The sequence below is a fragment of the Cupriavidus sp. FW306-1B-F12B genome, from assembly GCF_058781795.1.
Window position 1 is genome coordinate 102321 of record NZ_JBYSXC010000007.1, and the last position, 17438, is coordinate 119758.

General features: G+C 65.6%; 15 protein-coding genes. 1 reads left to right on the forward strand and 14 read right to left on the reverse strand.

All coding sequences use genetic code 11. The features are described from left to right. Positions 1 to 167: 167 nt before the first annotated feature. From AC3WLE_RS14125 to AC3WLE_RS14150, 6 genes are all read right to left on the reverse strand, one after another. Complete coding sequence (locus tag AC3WLE_RS14125; protein WP_492320121.1) at positions 168 to 1070, reverse strand: ParB/RepB/Spo0J family partition protein; 903 nt, start codon at positions 1068 to 1070, stop codon at positions 168 to 170. A 14-nt stretch (positions 1071 to 1084) separates the two neighbouring features. Further along, the gene (locus tag AC3WLE_RS14130; protein ID WP_010811272.1) at positions 1085 to 1858 is read right to left on the reverse strand and encodes a ParA family protein; all 774 of its coding nucleotides are present in this window, start codon (positions 1856 to 1858) and stop codon (positions 1085 to 1087) included. Positions 1859 to 1942: 84 nt separating this feature from the next. Further along, the gene (gene rsmG, locus AC3WLE_RS14135; protein ID WP_492357108.1) at positions 1943 to 2644 is read right to left on the reverse strand and encodes a 16S rRNA (guanine(527)-N(7))-methyltransferase RsmG; all 702 of its coding nucleotides are present in this window, start codon (positions 2642 to 2644) and stop codon (positions 1943 to 1945) included. 21 nt (positions 2645 to 2665) lie between these two features. Then, positions 2666 to 4624, reverse strand: a complete 1959-nt coding sequence (mnmG, locus tag AC3WLE_RS14140; protein ID WP_492357107.1) for a tRNA uridine-5-carboxymethylaminomethyl(34) synthesis enzyme MnmG — start codon at positions 4622 to 4624, stop codon at positions 2666 to 2668. Between the two features lie 211 nt (positions 4625 to 4835). After that, the gene (locus AC3WLE_RS14145) at positions 4836 to 5708 is read right to left on the reverse strand and encodes an N-formylglutamate amidohydrolase (RefSeq protein ID WP_492357106.1); all 873 of its coding nucleotides are present in this window, start codon (positions 5706 to 5708) and stop codon (positions 4836 to 4838) included. Between the two features lie 3 nt (positions 5709 to 5711). Further along, positions 5712 to 6707: a tripartite tricarboxylate transporter substrate binding protein BugE gene (locus AC3WLE_RS14150; RefSeq protein ID WP_492320125.1), complete on the reverse strand. Its 996-nt coding sequence runs from the start codon at positions 6705 to 6707 to the stop codon at positions 5712 to 5714. Positions 6708 to 6860: 153 nt separating this feature from the next. Here AC3WLE_RS14150 and AC3WLE_RS14155 point away from each other — a divergent pair, with 153 nt between their 5' ends. Continuing rightward, a complete protein-coding gene (locus AC3WLE_RS14155; RefSeq protein ID WP_492320126.1) occupies positions 6861 to 7796 on the forward strand; it encodes a LysR substrate-binding domain-containing protein in 936 nt (311 codons plus the stop codon). Between the two features lie 259 nt (positions 7797 to 8055). On the opposite strand, the gene AC3WLE_RS14160 is transcribed toward AC3WLE_RS14155, so the two are convergent. The 8 genes from AC3WLE_RS14160 to AC3WLE_RS14195 form a co-directional block, all read right to left on the reverse strand. Next, entirely contained in the window at positions 8056 to 8799 is a 744-nt protein-coding gene (locus AC3WLE_RS14160; RefSeq protein WP_492357058.1) for an ABC transporter ATP-binding protein, read from the reverse strand. Between the two features lie 9 nt (positions 8800 to 8808). Next, positions 8809 to 10650, reverse strand: a complete 1842-nt coding sequence (locus AC3WLE_RS14165) for a branched-chain amino acid ABC transporter ATP-binding protein/permease (protein WP_492352482.1) — start codon at positions 10648 to 10650, stop codon at positions 8809 to 8811. Positions 10651 to 10653: 3 nt separating this feature from the next. Continuing rightward, entirely contained in the window at positions 10654 to 11706 is a 1053-nt protein-coding gene (locus AC3WLE_RS14170) for a branched-chain amino acid ABC transporter permease (protein WP_058698082.1), read from the reverse strand. Positions 11707 to 12265: 559 nt separating this feature from the next. Continuing rightward, positions 12266 to 13417, reverse strand: coding sequence for an ABC transporter substrate-binding protein (locus AC3WLE_RS14175; protein WP_010811281.1), 1152 nt, complete (start codon positions 13415 to 13417; stop codon positions 12266 to 12268). A gap of 290 nt (positions 13418 to 13707) precedes the next feature. After that, positions 13708 to 14469, reverse strand: a complete 762-nt coding sequence (locus tag AC3WLE_RS14180; protein ID WP_492320129.1) for a sulfite exporter TauE/SafE family protein — start codon at positions 14467 to 14469, stop codon at positions 13708 to 13710. Between the two features lie 81 nt (positions 14470 to 14550). Next, on the reverse strand, positions 14551 to 15015 hold the full coding sequence (locus AC3WLE_RS14185; RefSeq protein WP_492357059.1) for a hypothetical protein: 465 nt from the start codon (positions 15013 to 15015) through the stop codon (positions 14551 to 14553). 403 nt (positions 15016 to 15418) lie between these two features. Next, the gene (locus AC3WLE_RS14190; RefSeq protein ID WP_492320131.1) at positions 15419 to 16474 is read right to left on the reverse strand and encodes a branched-chain amino acid ABC transporter permease; all 1056 of its coding nucleotides are present in this window, start codon (positions 16472 to 16474) and stop codon (positions 15419 to 15421) included. Next, a complete protein-coding gene (locus tag AC3WLE_RS14195) occupies positions 16474 to 17358 on the reverse strand; it encodes a branched-chain amino acid ABC transporter permease (protein WP_414224838.1) in 885 nt (294 codons plus the stop codon). Before AC3WLE_RS14195 ends, AC3WLE_RS14190 begins: the two co-directional genes overlap by 1 nt. Positions 17359 to 17438 lie beyond the last annotated feature (80 nt).

Below are 17438 nucleotides of genomic sequence, written 5' to 3' on the forward strand. Positions count from 1 at the left end.
TGGATTGCGCAGCGAACCCTGCGCATGATGAGGGATTACCGAGTACGCCGTACGTATCCCGGTCCCGGGAACGGACACTGCAGCGTACACGCAACAGTCATCGCCGCAATGGCCGTTAATCGCACCGAATTGCGCACGCGAAGTTACGCGCGCCTTGGCATCCTGCCTCAGGCGACCTTCTGCTTTTCAGTCGATTCGCGCAGCCGCACGAGCACGCCTTCAAGCGCGTCGTTGTCGCTGAAGTGGATGGTGAGCTGGCCCTTGCCGCGCGCGCCCAGCTTGATCTGCACATCGAGGCCCAGCGCATCGGACAGTTCTTCTTCCAGCCGTGCCACGTCGCGCACGTTGTTGGCGCCCTTCTGCTTGAGCGACTTCAGATCGAACGGCTTGAGCGTGGACGCCACCAGCTTTTCGGTCTCGCGCACCGACAGCCGCTTGTTCACGATCTGGTTGGCCAGCGTGATCTGGTTGGCGCCGTCCACCGCCAGCAGCGCGCGCGCGTGGCCCATGTCGAGGTCGCCCGCCATCAGCATGGTCTGCACCGGCGCGGCCAGGTTCAGCAGGCGCAGCAGGTTCGACACCGCGCTGCGCGAACGGCCGACCGACTCGGCCGCCTGCTCATGCGTGAAACTGAACTCGCGGATCAGCCGCATGATGCCCTGCGCTTCTTCCAGCGGATTCAGGTCTTCGCGCTGGATGTTCTCGATCAGCGCCATCGCGGCCGCGGCTTCATCGGCCACGTCCTTCACCAGCACCGGCACCTTGTCCAGGCCCGCGAGCTTGGATGCGCGGAAGCGCCGCTCGCCCGCGATGATTTCATAGCGGTCCGGCTCGGCCACGCGGCGCACCAGGATCGGCTGCATCAGGCCCTGCGCGCGGATGCTGGCGGCCAGTTCCTGCAGCGCGCCTTCATCCATGCGCGTGCGCGGCTGGTACTTGCCCGGCTGCAACTGGTTCAGGCGCAGCACGGTGGGCGCACCCTCCTGCTTCACCGATTCAACGATTTCGGCCGGCCCGCCCAGCAACGCTTCAAGGCCGCGGCCCAGGCCCTTTTTCTTTGCAGTGCTCATGCTTGCCCTCTCCTTCAGCCCAGCTGCCTGACGCGCGCGATCATCTCGGCGCCGAAATCCAGGTACGCCTTGGCGCCCTTCGATGACGGATCGAACGCGACGCCCGGCATGCCATAGGACGGTGCCTCGGCCAGCCGCACATTGCGCGGGATCAGGGTCTTGAAGACCTTCTCACCGAAGTGCGATTCCAGCTGCGCCGACACCTGCTGCTGCAGCGTGACGCGCGGATCGAACATGACGCGCAGCAGGCCGATCACCTGCAGGTCGCGGTTCAGGTTGGCATGCACCTGCTTGATGGTGTTGACCAGGTCCGACAGCCCTTCCAGCGCGAAATACTCGCACTGCATCGGCACGATCACGCCATGCGCGGCGCACAGGCCGTTCAGCGTCAGCAGCGACAGCGACGGCGGGCAGTCGATCAGCACGAAGTCATATTCGTCATTGACCTCTGCGATGGCCTGCCTGAGGCGGCGCTCGCGCTGGTCCAGCTCGACCAGTTCCACTTCCGCGCCGGCCAGTTCGCGGTTGGCGGGCAGCACATCGTACCTGCCGGTCTCGGAACGCTGGCGCGCCTGCTTGATGCTGGCCAGGCCGACCAGCACCTGGTACACGCTGTGCTCCAGCGCCTGCTTGTCGATGCCCGAACCCATCGAGGCATTGCCCTGCGGGTCCAGGTCGACCAGCAGCACGCGCTGGTCCTGCGCGGCCAGGCCGGCGGCGAGGTTCACCGTGGTGGTGGTCTTGCCTACCCCGCCCTTCTGGTTTGCGATCACGAATACCTTGGCCATAAGCTACTGAGGCTCCTGCTTCAATTCATCCGGCCAGCGCGGGGCTGGCAGTTCGCGGCGCTGCACGCAGCGCCGCGGCGTACGTCATGCGTGGGCGCTTGCGCGCCGCGACAGCACCACCAGGTGGCGCTCGGCATCCAGCCCGGGCACGGTGATGCGGGGCACCGCATCGACCTGCCATTGCGCCATCAGCCCGGCAGCTTCCATGCGGTCCAGCTCGGCCTGTGGATAAACCCCCTTCATGGCGATCAGCTTGCCGTGCGGTGCAAGGAGCTGGCCCGACAGGTTCACGAAATCAGTCAGTTCCGCAAACGCGCGCGAGGTGATCACAGCAAAGCCGCTGGCATCGTCGAGCTTCTCCACCGGCCCCCAATGCGCCGCGGCATTGGAAAGCCCGAGTTGCGCACGGCACTGGGTCAGGAAGGCGGTCTTCTTCTGCACGATGTCCACCATCAGCACCGACACGTCGGGACAGGCGATGGCCAGCGGCAGGCCGGGCATGCCGCCGCCCGAGCCCACGTCCAATACCCTGCCCCGCGCCGGCGTGCCTACCTCTGCGGCGCGCGCGGCTTTGGCCAGTGCCGGCACAGCGGCGAGCGAGTCCAGCATGTGATGCGTAAGCATCTCATCGGGGTGGCGGATTGCGGTCAGGTTGTAGACGCCGTTCCACTTGCGCAGCAGCGCCAGGTAGGCAAACAAGGTGTCGATCTGGGCCGGCGCCAGCGCCAGCCCGATCTCGGCCAGACCGGCTTCAAGGCGACGACGCTGCGTGGCGTCGTCGGTCATGGTGTGTCGCGGACCGGGCACTCAGGCAGCCTCTTCAGAGTTGCCGGAAGGCGCGGCCGACTCAGCGCGCGTGCGCCCCAGCCCCTTCTTCTTCAGGTGCACCAGCAGCAGCGAGATCGCGGCCGGCGTCACGCCGGAAATGCGCGAGGCCTGGCCCAGCGTTTCCGGACGATGCTGGTTCAGCTTCTGGCTGACCTCGAAGCCCAGGCCACGCACTTCGGTGTAGTCCAGCCCTTCCGGCAGGCGCGTCGACTCGTTGGCTTCCAGCTTGTCGACCTCCGCCGCCTGGCGGGCGATATAGCCGTGGTACTTGATGCCGATCTCGATCTGCTCGCGGATCTGCTCTGCCAGCATCGGCTCGGCGTCCAACGGCGTTTCCGGGGCATGGCGGCCACCCTGCAGCGCCATCAGTGCTTCATAGCGGACTTCTGGCCGGCGCAGCAGGTCGGCCAGGCTGTATTCGCGCTCGATCGACTTGCCCAGCAGCGGCACGGCGTCTTCGACCGGAAGCATGGCCGGGTTCACCCATGTGCTCTTCAGGCGCTCTGTTTCACGTGAAACAGCGTCGCGCTTGCGGTTGAAGGCATCCCAGCGTGCATCGTCGACCACGCCCAGTTCACGGCCGACCTCGGTCAGGCGCATATCGGCGTTGTCTTCCCGCAGGCTCAGGCGGAATTCCGCGCGGCTGGTGAACATGCGGTACGGCTCGGTCACACCGCGGGTAATCAGGTCGTCGACCAGCACACCGAGGTAGGCCTGGTCTCGGCGCGGCGTCCACGCATCGCGTTCGCGCACATAGCAGCCAGCGTTGATGCCGGCCAGCAGGCCCTGCGCGGCAGCCTCTTCATAGCCGGTGGTGCCGTTGATCTGGCCCGCAAAGAACAGGCCGCAGATGGCCTTGCTCTCCAGCGATGCCTTCAGCCCGCGCGGATCGAAGTAGTCATACTCGATCGCATAGCCGGGGCGCAGGATATGCGCGTTCTCCATGCCGCGGATCGAATGCACCAGCTCCAGCTGCACGTCGAACGGCAGGCTGGTCGAGATCCCGTTGGGGTAGAACTCGTTGGTGGTCAGGCCTTCGGGCTCCAGGAAGATCTGGTGGCTTTCCTTGCTGGCAAAGCGATGGATCTTGTCCTCGATGCTGGGGCAGTAGCGCGGCCCTACCCCTTCGATCACGCCGGTGTACATCGGTGAGCGGTCCAGCCCGCCACGGATGATGTCGTGGGTGCGGCTATTGGTATGGGTGATCCAGCACGGCAGCTGTTGCGGGTGTTGCTCCGGGCGCCCCAGGAAGGAGAACACCGGCACCGGATCCAGGTCGCCAGGCTGCTCTTCCATCACCGAGAAATCGATGGTGCGGCCGTCAATACGCGGCGGCGTGCCGGTCTTCAGGCGGCCTTGCGGCAGCTTCAGGTCCTTCAGGCGCGCCGACAGCGACACCGCTGCCGGGTCGCCGGCGCGGCCGCCGGTGTAGTTATCCAGCCCGACGTGGATCTTGCCGTCCAGGAAGGTGCCGGCAGTCAGCACCACCGCGCGGGCGCGGAAGGCGATGCCCACCTGCGTCATGGCGCCGACGACGCGGTCGCCCTCCACCATCAGGTCGTCTACGGCCTGCTGGAACAGCATCAGGTTCGGCTGGTTCTCCAGTCTTGTACGGATGGCCTTACGGTACAGCACGCGGTCCGCCTGGGCGCGCGTTGCGCGCACCGCCGGGCCCTTGCTGGAGTTGAGGATGCGGAACTGGATGCCGGACTCGTCCGTGGCGGCGGCCATGGCACCACCCATGGCGTCCACTTCCTTGACCAGGTGCCCCTTGCCGATGCCCCCGATGGATGGGTTGCAGCTCATCTGACCCAGCGTCTCGATGTTGTGAGTCAGCAGCAGCGTCTGGCAGCCCATACGGGCCGCGGCGAGTGCAGCTTCAGTGCCGGCATGACCACCGCCGACGACGATGACATCGAATTCTTTTGGGTAAAGCATGGGACACCTCCTCCGGGAGGCTGGCGGGAAAATACGGGAATGCGAAATTATAGCGGCAATCGACTAGCCGCTTTCCGGCGGTAACCATGTTTCACGTGAAACATGGCGTTGGCGATACCCGGCGAGTCGCTCGAAAGCGACGTTATGTTCCACGTGAAACAAAAAGGCCGAGCACATGGCCCGGCCGGATGTTTCACGTGGAACAAGCGTCTCAGAGCTGCGCGCGGATATACCCCGCAACCTGCCCGGTCAGCTTGCCAAGATCGCGCTGCAAGGTGGCGAACCCGGAATTGCGCTCGCGGCTCACCTCGTCCATATACAGCGGCCGCCGGATCTCGATCTGCAGGCTATTGCGCCGCTCGGCCGGCCGGCCGATCTGCGCGATCAGCTGCACGCCCTTGTACGGGTCGTTGCGCGCCACCGTGTAACCCATGCCGCGCAGTTCCCTTGCGACCAGGTCGACCAGCCCCGGCTCGCAGGTGGTGCCGTCCCGGTCGCCGAGCACAAAATCCGCCAGCGGGTGCGGGCTAGCGATCTTGAGCCGCTCGTAGGCGTTATTGGGCATGGAGTGCAGGTTCAGGTGCCAGAGCGCGCCAAAGCGCTGGTGAGCACCCTCCACGGCCTCGGCCAACGCCGCATGGTACGGCCGGTAGTAGCGGTCGATACGGGCCTGCACTTCCGCCACGGACAGGCGGCGGTCATAGATCGGCGTGCTGGCGTCGACCCGGCTCCAGATCAGGCCGTAGCCCAGCTGCGTCTTCGGCCCCGGGGCCAGTGCCGTCGGCCAAGTGCCGTCGAGCTGGGCCGGATCGATGTCGTCGGGCATCCGGTTCGGGTCGATATAGACCCGCGGGAAGGTGGCCGCCAGCAGCGTACCGCCTGCTGCGGGCACGGCCTCCCACAGGGCATCGACGTGCGTGTCCTCCCCCCCGCGCAGACGCGCGGCAGGAATCGCCGCGCCGAAGTCGGCCGGGTACGCGGTGCCGCTGTGCGGCGAGTCACACACCAGCGGTAGCGCCTCCCCTTCCGGCAAGCGCACGATGACCGGCGGCAGTGCGGCGGCCAGGTGATTCGCTTCAGCCATGCGTCAGTCCAGTTGGATGTTGGCGGCCTTGGCGACGCGGGCATAGCGCGCAATGGCCTGCTGGATCTGGGCCTTGAACTGCTCCGGCGTGGTCGGCACCAACGTGCCGCCGGACTCCTCCACCTTGCGCTTGAATTCAGGGTTCTGCATGGCCTTGAGGATGGCCTGGTTCAGCCTTGCCACGATGGCGGGCGGCGTGCCCGCGGGCGCGACGATGCCGAACCAGCCGCCGTCGCCCATCTCCTTGTAGCCCAATTCCGCATAGGTGGGCACGTTTGGCAACTGCGGCGAGCGCGTGGCGCCCAGCACCGCCAGCGCGCGCAGGCGGCCCGACTTCACATGAGGCAGCGCCGAGGCCAGGTTGTCCGAGATCGCATTGACCTGCCCTGCCACCGCATCATTGAGCCCAAGGCCGGCACCCTTGTACGGCACGTGCAGCAACTCGATCTTCGCCAGCATCTGGAAGTTCTCAAGATTTACGTGGCCGAGGGTCCCTGTGCCCGGCGAGGCAACCGAATACTTGCCCGGATTGGCCTTGGCTAAGGCAATGAATTCCTGCATGGTTTTCGCCGGCACGCTCGGATGCACCGTGAATACGCTCGGCATCGACACCACGTTGGTGATCGGGGCAAAGTCCTTGATCGGGTCGTACTTGAGTTTCGGGAATACGGCGGGGTTGGAGCCGTGCGTGCTGACCGTGGCCATGCCGATGGTGTAGCCATCGGGCGCGGCGTTGGCCACCTGCTCCATGCCCAGCGAGCCGCCGGCGCCGCCCTTGTTCTCGACCACGATCGACTGGCCCAGCTCGCGGCCGGCAAACTCTGCCACCAGGCGCGCCGACAGGTCGGTGGAGCCGCCCGCAGCGAACGGCACGATCAGGCGGATCGGGCGCGTCGGGTAATTGGCTTGCGCGAACGCGTTGCCGGCAAAGGCCAGCGTGGCAGCGGCGGCGGTACCGGACAGCAGCAGCTGGCGGCGGGACATCCTGGCTCGGATCATGGGGTTTCTCCTGTTGGTTTTGTGCATGAACCGGACGAGTGTCAGCCGTTTACCGGGCGGGCACAAACGACTATATTGCACGTTTGCATTACCAAAGATCATCCTGCAGCGGTCGCTCCGGCAGCCGTCCCGCCCTTCCTCCCCTCCCCCGCCATGCGGCTGCATTCCCCATCGATGTCCGAGTTGCACGCCTTTGCCACCGCGGCACGGCTGGGCAGCTTTACGCGTGCGGCGGACGAACTGTGCGTGACCCAGGGTGCCATCAGCCGTGCCATCGCGCGGCTGGAAGCGCATTTCGGGCAGCCGCTGCTACAGCGCAATGCCCACCGGCTGGTACTGACCGATGCCGGCCGGAAATTGCTTGAGGCCGTGGCCGAGCCGCTGGCCACGATCGAGCATGCCAGCGCCGCCCTGCGCGCCGGTGACCGCCGGCACCACCTGACGCTGTCCGTCGTGCCCACGCTGGCCAGCGTCTGGCTGGTGCCGCGCCTGCCGGACTTCCATCGCCGCCATCCGGAAATCCGGCTGGACTTCGTCCCGTACCAGCGCGACGAGGATCTCTCCGGCCCCTCCCCCGACGCCGCCATCCTGGCGGGTGAAGCCGGCAAGTGGCCCGGCCTGCAGGCCGACTATGTGGTGGGACGTGAAATGGTGCCGGTCTGCCATCCGGACCGCGCCCGGGCACGGCGCGAGGCCGGCCACTGGCAGTCTCCCGCGGAGCTGCTGGACGAGCCTCTGCTCTACCACACCACCGCGCCGGCGAACTGGCAAAACTGGCTGCAGGCCGCCGGCGTACCCAACGCTGCGCCAAGGTTATCCACAGCATTCGACCAGGTCTCGATCCTGATCCAGGCGGTGCGCGCCGACATTGGCGTCGCCGTGCTGCAGCGCTGCCTGGTGCGCGACGAAATTGCCGCCGGACGCGTAACGGCGCCGTTTGACCTGCCAATTACGCTGCAACGGGGCTATTTCCTGTGTGCGCCGAAGGAACGGCGCGATCATCCGGCGCTGACATGCTTCCGTGATTGGCTGCTGGAGACCGCAGCGAAGGATACAGGCAGCGGCATCGACACTTTATTCACTGGATGACTTACAGAACAAAAATCTTGTATAAATACATTCATCCTGCAGATAAATTCCCTCAAATTATTATCTAGATAGATAATATTTGATAAATTTGATTACCAAAAATCACTCCAATGGATATTGGCGTGCCTACATCAGCGCGCCAGTAGCGACATCAGTCCGAAGCGCCTCTGAATTGGGTTATCCCCAAAGTTATTCACACCACCAATAGAGAAGGGCCTGCTTCCGCAGGCCCTCATTCCTCTGGCGAAAACCGGGCAGATCAAGCCGCCTTTTTTGCCAATCCAAGATAGGTTTCGATCACCTTCGGGTTCGCAGCCAGCTCGTCGGCCGGCCCTTCCATCGCCATATCGCCGGTTTCGATCACATAGCCGTAGTCCGCCACCTGCAACGCGGCGCGCGCGTTCTGCTCGATCAGCAGCGTAGCCACGCCGGTCTGGCGCAGGTTGCTGATGATGTGGAAGATCTCCTTCACGATCAGCGGCGCCAGGCCAAGGCTGGGCTCGTCCAGCATCAGCAACTGCGGCTTGGCCATCAGCGCGCGTCCCACCGCCAGCATCTGGCGCTCGCCCCCGGAGAGCGTGCCGGCGTCCTGGCGTGCGCGCTCGCGCAGGCGCGGGAACAGGTCATAGACCACGTCCATCTGGTCCAGGTAGTTCTTCTCGCCGGCGCGCTCGCGGCGGAAGGCGCCCAGCTGCAGGTTGTCCTCCACCGTCATCGACGCAAACAGCTCGCGCTTCTCCGGCACCAGGCACATGCCGCGCGCAACGCGCCCCTCCACCGGGATGCCGGCCATGTCGTGGCCGAGGTAGCTGACCGAGCCGCTCGACGACCCCGTCACCGGCAGCGCACCCATGATCGCATTGAGCATGGTCGACTTGCCGGCACCGTTGGGCCCGATCACCGTGACGATCTTGCCGGCCTCCACCTTCAGGTTGGCGCCGTGCACCGCTTCCACCTTGCCGTAGCGGACGTGGAGGTCCTTCACTTCGAGAATCAGGCTCATGTCCGGTCCTTACTCCACGCCACCCAGATAGGCTTCCAGCACCGCGGGGTTCTTCTGCACTTCCTCGGGCACGCCCTCGGCAATGCGCGTGCCGAATTCCATCACCACCAGCCGGTCGGTCAGGTTCATCACGAAATCCATGTCGTGCTCGACCAGCAGCACGCTCATGCCCTCACCCTTGAGCTTGCGTAGCAGTTCGGCCAGGGCCTGCTTCTCCTTGTAGCGCAGGCCCGCTGCCGGCTCGTCGAGCAACAGCAGCGCGGGGTCGCAGCAAAGCGCACGCGCGATTTCAAGAATCCGCTGCTGGCCCAGCGCGAGGCTGCCGGCTTCCATGTACATGCAATCGGCCAGGCCCACGCGTTCAAGCTGGCGCTTCGCTTCGAACAGCAGCTTCTCTTCCTCGGCCTTGTTCATGCGCAGGATCGCGGCAGAGACGCCGCCCTGGGCGCGGAAATCACCGCGCAGGTGCGCGCCGATGGCCACGTTCTCCAGCACCGTCATGGTCGGCAGCAGGTGCACGTGCTGGAAGGTGCGGCCGATGCCGCGCTTGACGATCTCGCGCGACGGCAGGCCCGAGATCACTTCACCGCGGTAACGCACCTCCCCGCGCGTGACCGGCAGCACGCCCGTCACCAGGTTGAAGGTGGTGGACTTGCCCGCGCCATTGGGACCGATCAGCCCGATGATCTCGCCCGCGCGCACGTGGAAGCTGACATCGTTCACCGCCACCAGCCCGCCGAACTCCTTGCGCGCAGCGCGCACATCCAGGATCAGGTCGCCGGCCTCGGGCTTCTGGCGCACGGCCAGGGCCTCGGCCTGCGCCGGCGCCAGCACCGGCGGCCCCGAAGGCACCAGACGCCGCAGGAACGGCCAAATGCCATCGCGCGCGTATTGCAGCAGCAATACCAGCAGCACGCCGAAGACGATGATCTCGAAGTTGCCGTTGGCACCGAGCAGCTTGGGCAGCACGCCCTGCAGCACATCCTTCAGGATGGTCAGGATGCCCGCGCCCAGCACCGCGCCCCACACATGGCCCACGCCGCCGACCACGGCCATGAACAGGTACTCGATGCCGTAGTTCAGGCCGAACGGCGTCGGGTTCACCGCGCGCTGCAGGTGCGCGTACAGGAAGCCCGACACGCACGCCAGGACCGCCGCCACCACGAAGATCACCACCTTCATCCACGCGGTGTTCACGCCCATGGCCTCGGCCATCACGCCGCCGCCCTTGAGCGCGCGGATGGCGCGGCCCGGGCGCGAGTTCAGCAGGTTCTGCATCGCCAGCACGGCCAGCAGCACCACCGCCCAGATCAGGTAGAACATCGAGCGGCCCGACTGCAGTTCGATGCCGAAGAACGACAGCACCGGGATTCCGTTCAGGCCGTCATACTTGCCCAGGAACTCCAGGTTGCCGAACAGGAAGAACAGCGACAGGCCCCAGGCAATGGTCGCCAGCGGCAGGTAGTGGCCGGACATGCGCATCGTGATCAGCCCGATCACATAGGCCGATGCCATCGTGATCACCAGCCCCACCATCAGCCCGAACCAGGGCGACAGCCCGAACTGCGTGGTCAGGTAGGCCGTGCTGTACGCGCCCAGCCCCACGAACGCGGCCTGGCCGAACGAGGTCATGCCGCCCACCCCGGTCAGCAGCACCAGCCCGATCGCCACGATGCTGTACAGGCCGATGTAGTTGCCCAGCGTGATCCAGAACTCCGGCGTCGGCAGCGCCGGCAGCAACACCAGCACCACAATGAAAGCCAGCACCAGGACCCGGTTGCGGTTCAGCCGCGCACGGCTGCCTGCCTCGGCACTGGCCACCCGCGCCTGCTTGTCGGTCAGCATGGTCATGGCTTATTCCTCCTCCTCGACATGCTTGCTCGTCAGCGAGCGCCACAGCAGCACCGGAATGATCAGTGTGAAGACGATGACCTCCTTGAACGCGCTGGCCCAGAAGGACGAATAGGATTCAAGCAGGCCCACCAGTAGCGCACCGAGCGCCGCCACGGGGTAGCTCACCAGCCCGCCGACGATGGCGCCGACAAAGCCCTTCAGGCCCACCAGGAAGCCCGACTCGTAGTACACGGTGGTCAGCGGCGCGATCAGGATGCCGCACAGCGCGCCCATCGCCGCGGCCAGCGTGAACGACAGGCGCCCCGCCTGCGTGGTGCCGATGCCGACCAGGCGCGCGCCCAGCCGGTTCACCGCGGTCGCGCGCAGCGCCTTGCCCTGCAGCGTGCGCTCGAAATAGAAGTACAGCGCCCCGATCAGCAGCGCCGACACGCCCACGATCCACAGGCTCTGGCCCGAGATGCTGAGCGCGCCCACGTCGAAGCGCGCATCCGAGAACGCATTGGTGCGCGAGCCCTCCGCGCCGAACATCACCAGGCCCAGCCCCACCAGCGCAAAGTGCACGCCGACCGAGACGATCAGCAGCACCAGCGTGCTGGCCTCGGCCAGTGGCTGGTAGGCCAGCCGGTACAGCATCGGCCCCAGCGGGATGATGATCAGCAGCGTCAGCGCGATCTGCGCCAGCATCGGCAGCGGCTGCGCGCCATACTGCTGCGCCAGCCAGTGCACCGCGAGCGGGAACACCAGGTATTTGCCGGCCAGCACCGCCAGCCGCTGGCCCAGCGTGCGGCGCAACTCGGCGCTGCGCAGCACCGTGACGGTTTCATAGACGAAGGTCAGCGCCCCCATCGCCAGCAGCAGCCAGCTGGTCTGCGGCGCGTGACCGGCCTGCATCGCCGCCAGCGTCAGCGCGCCGTAGGCAACAAACTCCCCTTGCGGGATGAAGATGACCCGGGTCACCGAGAACACCAGCACCAGGGCCAGTGCCAGCAGCGCGTAGATCGCGCCCGAGGTGATGCCGTCCTGGGCCAGGATGGCAGCGATTGATAAGTCCATTGTCTCCCCGTCTTTTGGAAATACCTGCCTGCATCATATGGGGGCCGACAGGGTGCTGTGCGCTTTGGGATTTACGCAATAGTAAACGGATTGCCTAATGTAGAAATACAGGCAAGCCCTAACGAGAGGTCTGTATCGGGGCGTTTCGCATTGTTGCCATGCGGTTGGATGTCGCTCTCTTGGCAGGCGTGGCGCTTCGCGCAGCGCCCAATGACCGTCAGCGCATTTTGGGCCTGCGCAGCAGCCGTAGGCGTCCCCGCGATGCTGTCGGCAGCAGGCGGCCTACGCCCTGCATGGGGATCGTTCAATAGTGGGCTAACGCAGGCACTGGCACACACTCACGTGGCGTAGCAGGGTCGAACGGGCACCCACGCCCAAACGGCAAGCACCACCGCTCGAACCACCAACGTCGTGGAATTGATTGCCAGCCGCACAGACGACGCGTTTTTGGTTACTTTTTGTCGCTCGGACAAAAAGTGACTCGCCGGCTACGCCGGCGAAACAGCAGCGCTTGGCAAGCGCGACACCCAACCGCATGGCGCCACGCCGCCCCCAACCTTCACTTAGTCAGCAACTTCCACTTCCCATCAACAATCTGCACCATCACCCGCGCCCGCTGATCAAAGCCAAGGTGGTCGGTAGCACTCATGTTCATGATCCCATGCGAAACCGGCAGGTTCTTGGTCTGCTCCATCGCATCCCGCAACGCCTTGCGAAATTCCTTGGTACCCGGCTGGCCCTTCTTCAGCGCCTCAGGGATGGCATGCTGCAGGATCAGCCCCGCATCCCAGGCATGACCGCCGAAGGTCGAGACCTGGCCGCCGAAGGCCTTCTCGTAAGAAGTCTTGTAGGACATGGCCGGCTTCTTCACCGGATTGCTGTCCGGCAATTGCTCAGCCACCAGCAGCGGCCCGGCCGGCAGGAACGTGCCTTCGCAATCCTTGCCGCACACGCGCAGGAAGTCGGCATTGGCCACGCCGTGGGTCTGGTAGATCTTGCCCTTGAAACCACGCTCCTTGAGCGTCTTGGCCGGCAGCGCCGCGGGCGTACCCGAGCCTGCGATCAGCACGGCGTCGGCATTGGCGCTCATCATCTTCAGCACCTGGCCGGTGACCGAGGTATCGGTACGGGCAAAGCGCTCGTTGGCGACCACCTTGATCTTGCGCAGCTCCGCCACCTTGGCGAACTCCTGCGCCCAGCTGTCGCCATAGGCATCCGCGAAGCCGATGAATGCCACCGTCTTCACGTTGTTGTTGGTCATGTGCTCGGCAATGGCGGTCGCCATGTGCGAGTCATTCTGCGGCGTCTTGAAGACCCAGGCGCGCTTGGCATCCATCGGCTCGATGATGCGCGCCGAGGCGGCCATGGTGATCATCGGCGTATCGTTCTCGGCCACCACGTCTACCATCGCCAGCGAGTTCGGCGTCACGGTGGAACCCACCACCACGTCGACCTTGTCTTCGCTGATCAGCTTGCGGGTGTTCTTGACCGCGGTGGTGGTGTCGGAGGCATCGTCCAGCACGATGTACTCGATCTTCTTGCCCGCGATTTCCTTGGGCATCAGCGTGAAGGTGTTCTTCTCCGGAATACCCAGCGATGCCGCCGGACCCGTGGCCGACACCGTCACCCCGACCTTGACCTGTGCCTGGGCTGCACCGGCAACCAGGCTCGCCGCAGCGATTGCCAGCAGGCTGGCGCGCTTGAAATCCATCTTGTCTCCTCGGTTCCTGAAACGGAAAGGCATCCGTCCGGCGTCCACCGGCGGAAGCCCGTTTTTGTCGACCCCTCGGGTCTGACGCAGGCACATCGCCGGCACCTGCGCTACAGCCAGGAACGACGCCAGGCCGCTCCCCAGTTTCCCCGTCCGCACCACTCCCCCGGATCGGCGCGCTCCGGCCATTCACCGACCGCGCGGTCGGGAATTCGGATCGAGTCTAGCACAGCGACTTGGCGCGAAAAGGGAGGATTAACCCGCATCGCAAGCGCCGCCCGGCTTCGCCGTCAGCGCAGGAACGCGTCCCAGGCGGTCTTCAGGATCAGCGCGCTCACCACCACGATAAACACCTTGCGCACGAAGGCGCTGCCGTGGCGCAGGGCCAGCTTGCTGCCCACCTGGCTGCCGGCGATGTTGGCCACCGCCATCACCAGGCCCAGCTGCCACCAGATATGGCCCTTGCTGGCCAGCAACAGCAGCGCCGCCAGGTTGGTGGCAAGGTTGACCACCTTGGTCGAGGCCGCCGCGTGCAGGAAGTCATAGCCGAACACCCGCACGAACGCGATCATCAGGAAGCTGCCGGTGCCCGGACCGAACACGCCGTCATAGAAGCCGATGGCGGCGCCGGCCAGCAGCGCCGCGATGCGCTCGCGCGACCCCGACAGCGTCGGCGCGTGTTCCGTACCCAGGTCCTTCTTGGCCACGGTGTAGACCAGCAACACCACCAGCACGAACGGCAGCGCCTTGCGCAGCGGCTCGGCCGGAATCTTGGTCAGCGCCCAGGCACCGGCCATCGAGAAGATAAGGGCCGCCACCACCGCGGGCGCGGTCGCGCCCCAGTAGATGCGCACGCTGCGGCCGTAGCGCAGCGCCGCGTTGGCGGTGCCCGCGATCGAGCCCATCTTGTTGGTACCCAGCAGCGTGGCCGGCGCGACATTGGGATAGGCCGAGAACATCGCCGGGATTTGTACCAGGCCGCCGCCGCCGGCGACCGCGTCGATCAGGCCGGCGAGAAAGGCGGCAACCGCCAGGAATGCGAATTCCGTCATTGCAGGAAGCAGGGAAGCGAAAAGGAAAGGATCGGAGGAGATCGGTGCGGGCGGGCCGGCGCGCTGCCAGGCGGTATCAGTTCAGCCCAGCGCCTTGGCCGCAGGCACCAGGCTGCGGTGCCACATGCCGTTGCCATGCGGGCTGAAGCCCGGCGGCGCGCCGCCTTGCCCTGCCACCAGCCCCGGCGCCAGCAGCGCATGGCGGATACCGTGCGCGCGGCCCCAGTCGGCCAGCATGGCGCAGCAGGCCTCAAGGCAGGCGCGGCGGGCCCCGCCGTCCAGCCCGGGCCGTACCCACCACTCGATGCCGCAGGCAGCCAGCCCGGCAAGCTCCAGGCTCGGGAGCAGCGCCACCGGCAGGCACGCCAGCAGATCGTGCGGTGCCTGCGCGTCGTTCACCAGGAGGCAGATGCCGCGCCCGGACTGGGCCAGCAGCTCGTCCAGCATCAGCCGGCGCGCGCGCGCGGCGGGCACCGGCAGTGGCTGCACCGTAGCCAGCCAGGCTTCCAGCGTCACTGCATCGGCGCCCAGCCCGAGGCGTACCAAGCCCTGCGGCGCAGGTGTGTCGGGAAGATCCGGAACGGCTGGGGAGTGGGGGGAATCAGGTGCGGCAGGCATGGCGGGCAATGAGAGCGCCCGCATTGTCGCATGTGGCGGGTAGCCAGGTGATGCCGGTGCAGCCTGGATGCCCCATGATGGGGCGAAAGCGCCACAGGAGCGATTGGGAGGCCCAAATGAAAAAAGCGTTGCCGAGGATCACCCGGCAACGCCCTTTATTTATAACGCTGCTACCCGACACCGGGTGCGCGCCTGTCGTCTCCTCGCTTCCGCCTCCATTTAACCTGCGAAAACCGTATATGGAATGTAACGAAGCGGTGCATCGAGGACAAGCTAGAAAAAACCCTAGCCCCAGAATCGGGCATGTCGACCCGCGGTCACTCGTGCCGGGTTACTCCCGCTTGCCCGAGTGGCCCCCGAAGCGCGCCAGCAGCTCGCCCATGATGCCACGGCGGAAAGTCAGCACGCAGATCACGAAGATCACGCCGGTCACCATCGTCACCGACTCGCCCAGCGTGCCGAACCAGGAGATGCCGGTGACCGACGCCAGGAAGTTGCCGATGTCGCCGAGCTTGTTCTCCAGCGCGACCACCACGAAGGCACCGACAATCGGGCCCGACAATGTGCCCAGGCCGCCGACCAGCGTCATCAGGATGACCGAGCCCGACATCGACCAGTGCACGTCGGTCAGCGTCCCGAAGCCCAGCACCAGCGCCTTGATCGAGCCGGCCAGCCCCGACAGCGCCGCCGACAGCACGAAGGCGGTCAGCTTGAAGCGGTCGACGTCATAGCCCAGCGAGACCGCGCGCGGCTCGTTCTCCTTGATCGCCTTCAGGATCTGGCCGAACGGCGAATGCACCGTGCGCACAATCAGCGCAAAGGCGGCCACAATGATCGCCAGCGCCACGTAGTACAGCGTCAGGTCGTCCGACAGCGGCAGCACCCCGAACAGCTTGCCGCGCGGGATGCCCTGCAAGCCGTCCTCGCCACCGGTGAACGGCGCCTGCAGGCAGATAAAGAACAGCATCTGCGCCAGCGCCAGCGTGATCATCGAGAAGTAGATGCCCTGCCGGCGGATGGCCAGCGAGCCCACCACGTAGCCGATCAGCGCGCCCGCACCGGTGCCCAGGATCAGGCCGATTTCCGGGGTCACGCCCCAGACCTTCATGGCATGGCCGGCGGCATAGCCAGCGCCGCCGAAGAAGGCCGCATGGCCGAACGACAGCAGCCCGGTATAGCCGATCAGCAGGTTGAAGGCGCACGCAAACAACGCGAAGCACAGCACCTTGAGCACGAACACCGGATACGCGCCGGCCAGCGGCGCGGCCACCAGTGCCAGCAGCAGCAATCCGTACAACAGTTTCTTCTGCACGCCTTGTCCCTTTCCTGCGTTGCCCGCGTTGGCCGCCACCGTGGATGGCGTCGATGATGTGGAGGGTACGCTCATCACTTCTCCTTCCCGAACAGCCCGGCCGGGCGCAGCAACAGCACGATCACCATGATGAAGAACACCACGGTCGACGATGCTTCAGGATAGAACACCTTGGTCAGGCCCTCGATCACGCCCAGCCCCAGGCCGGTCAGGATCGAACCCATGATCGAACCCATGCCGCCGATCACCACCACCGCGAACACGATGATGATCAGGTTCTGCCCCATCAGCGGCGAGATCTGGATCACCGGCGCGGCCAGCACCCCGGCAAACGCGGCCAGCGCCACGCCGAAGCCGTAGGTCAGCGTCACCATCAGCGGCACGTTGACGCCGAAGGCCTCGACCATCTTGGGGTTCTCGGTGCCGGCGCGCAGGTAGGCGCCCAGCTTGGTCTTCTCGATCACGTACCAGGTGGCAAAGCACACCACCAGCGACGCCACCACGACCCACGCGCGGTAGTTGGGCAGGATCATGAAGCCCAGGTCGGTCGCGCCCTGCAGCGCATCCGGCGTCGAGTACGGCAGCCCGGAGACGCCGTAGATCGAGCGGAAGATGCCCTCGATCACCAGCGTGATGCCCAGCGTCAGCAGCAGGCCGTAGATATGGTCAAGCTTGTAGATCCAGCGCAGCATGGTCTTCTCGATCACCACGCCCAGCGCGGCAACGACCAGCGGCGACAGCAGCAGCATGATCCAGTAGTTCAGCCCGGCGTACTCCATGCCCATCCAGGCCAGCACCGCACCGAGCATAAAGAGCGCGCCGTGCGCGAAATTGATGACGTTGAGCAGGCCGAAGATAACCGCCAGGCCCAGGCTCAGCATCGCATAGAAGGCGCCGTTGACCAGCCCCAGCAATAGCTGGGAAAGCATGGCCGGCAAGGGGATTCCGAAGATGTCCATCGCGGAGTGCCGTTGATACCGCCGTTGTATGACGGGGATTGCTGCGGTTGGTGCCAGGTAATGCGAACGCTGCGGCGAAC

Coding starts and splice junctions, on each gene's coding strand:
- AC3WLE_RS14125 (WP_492320121.1), bottom strand. CDS start 1,070: ATGAGCACTGCAAAGAAAAAGGGCCTGGGCCGCGGCCTTGAAGCGTTG.
- AC3WLE_RS14130 (WP_010811272.1), bottom strand. CDS start 1,858: ATGGCCAAGGTATTCGTGATCGCAAACCAGAAGGGCGGGGTAGGCAAG.
- rsmG (WP_492357108.1), bottom strand. CDS start 2,644: ATGACCGACGACGCCACGCAGCGTCGTCGCCTTGAAGCCGGTCTGGCC.
- mnmG (WP_492357107.1), bottom strand. CDS start 4,624: ATGCTTTACCCAAAAGAATTCGATGTCATCGTCGTCGGCGGTGGTCAT.
- AC3WLE_RS14145 (WP_492357106.1), bottom strand. CDS start 5,708: ATGGCTGAAGCGAATCACCTGGCCGCCGCACTGCCGCCGGTCATCGTG.
- AC3WLE_RS14150 (WP_492320125.1), bottom strand. CDS start 6,707: ATGATCCGAGCCAGGATGTCCCGCCGCCAGCTGCTGCTGTCCGGTACC.
- AC3WLE_RS14155 (WP_492320126.1), top strand. CDS start 6,861: ATGCGGCTGCATTCCCCATCGATGTCCGAGTTGCACGCCTTTGCCACC.
- AC3WLE_RS14160 (WP_492357058.1), bottom strand. CDS start 8,799: ATGAGCCTGATTCTCGAAGTGAAGGACCTCCACGTCCGCTACGGCAAG.
- AC3WLE_RS14165 (WP_492352482.1), bottom strand. CDS start 10,650: ATGACCATGCTGACCGACAAGCAGGCGCGGGTGGCCAGTGCCGAGGCA.
- AC3WLE_RS14170 (WP_058698082.1), bottom strand. CDS start 11,706: ATGGACTTATCAATCGCTGCCATCCTGGCCCAGGACGGCATCACCTCG.
- AC3WLE_RS14175 (WP_010811281.1), bottom strand. CDS start 13,417: ATGGATTTCAAGCGCGCCAGCCTGCTGGCAATCGCTGCGGCGAGCCTG.
- AC3WLE_RS14180 (WP_492320129.1), bottom strand. CDS start 14,469: ATGACGGAATTCGCATTCCTGGCGGTTGCCGCCTTTCTCGCCGGCCTG.
- AC3WLE_RS14190 (WP_492320131.1), bottom strand. CDS start 16,474: ATGAGCGTACCCTCCACATCATCGACGCCATCCACGGTGGCGGCCAAC.
- AC3WLE_RS14195 (WP_414224838.1), bottom strand. CDS start 17,358: ATGGACATCTTCGGAATCCCCTTGCCGGCCATGCTTTCCCAGCTATTG.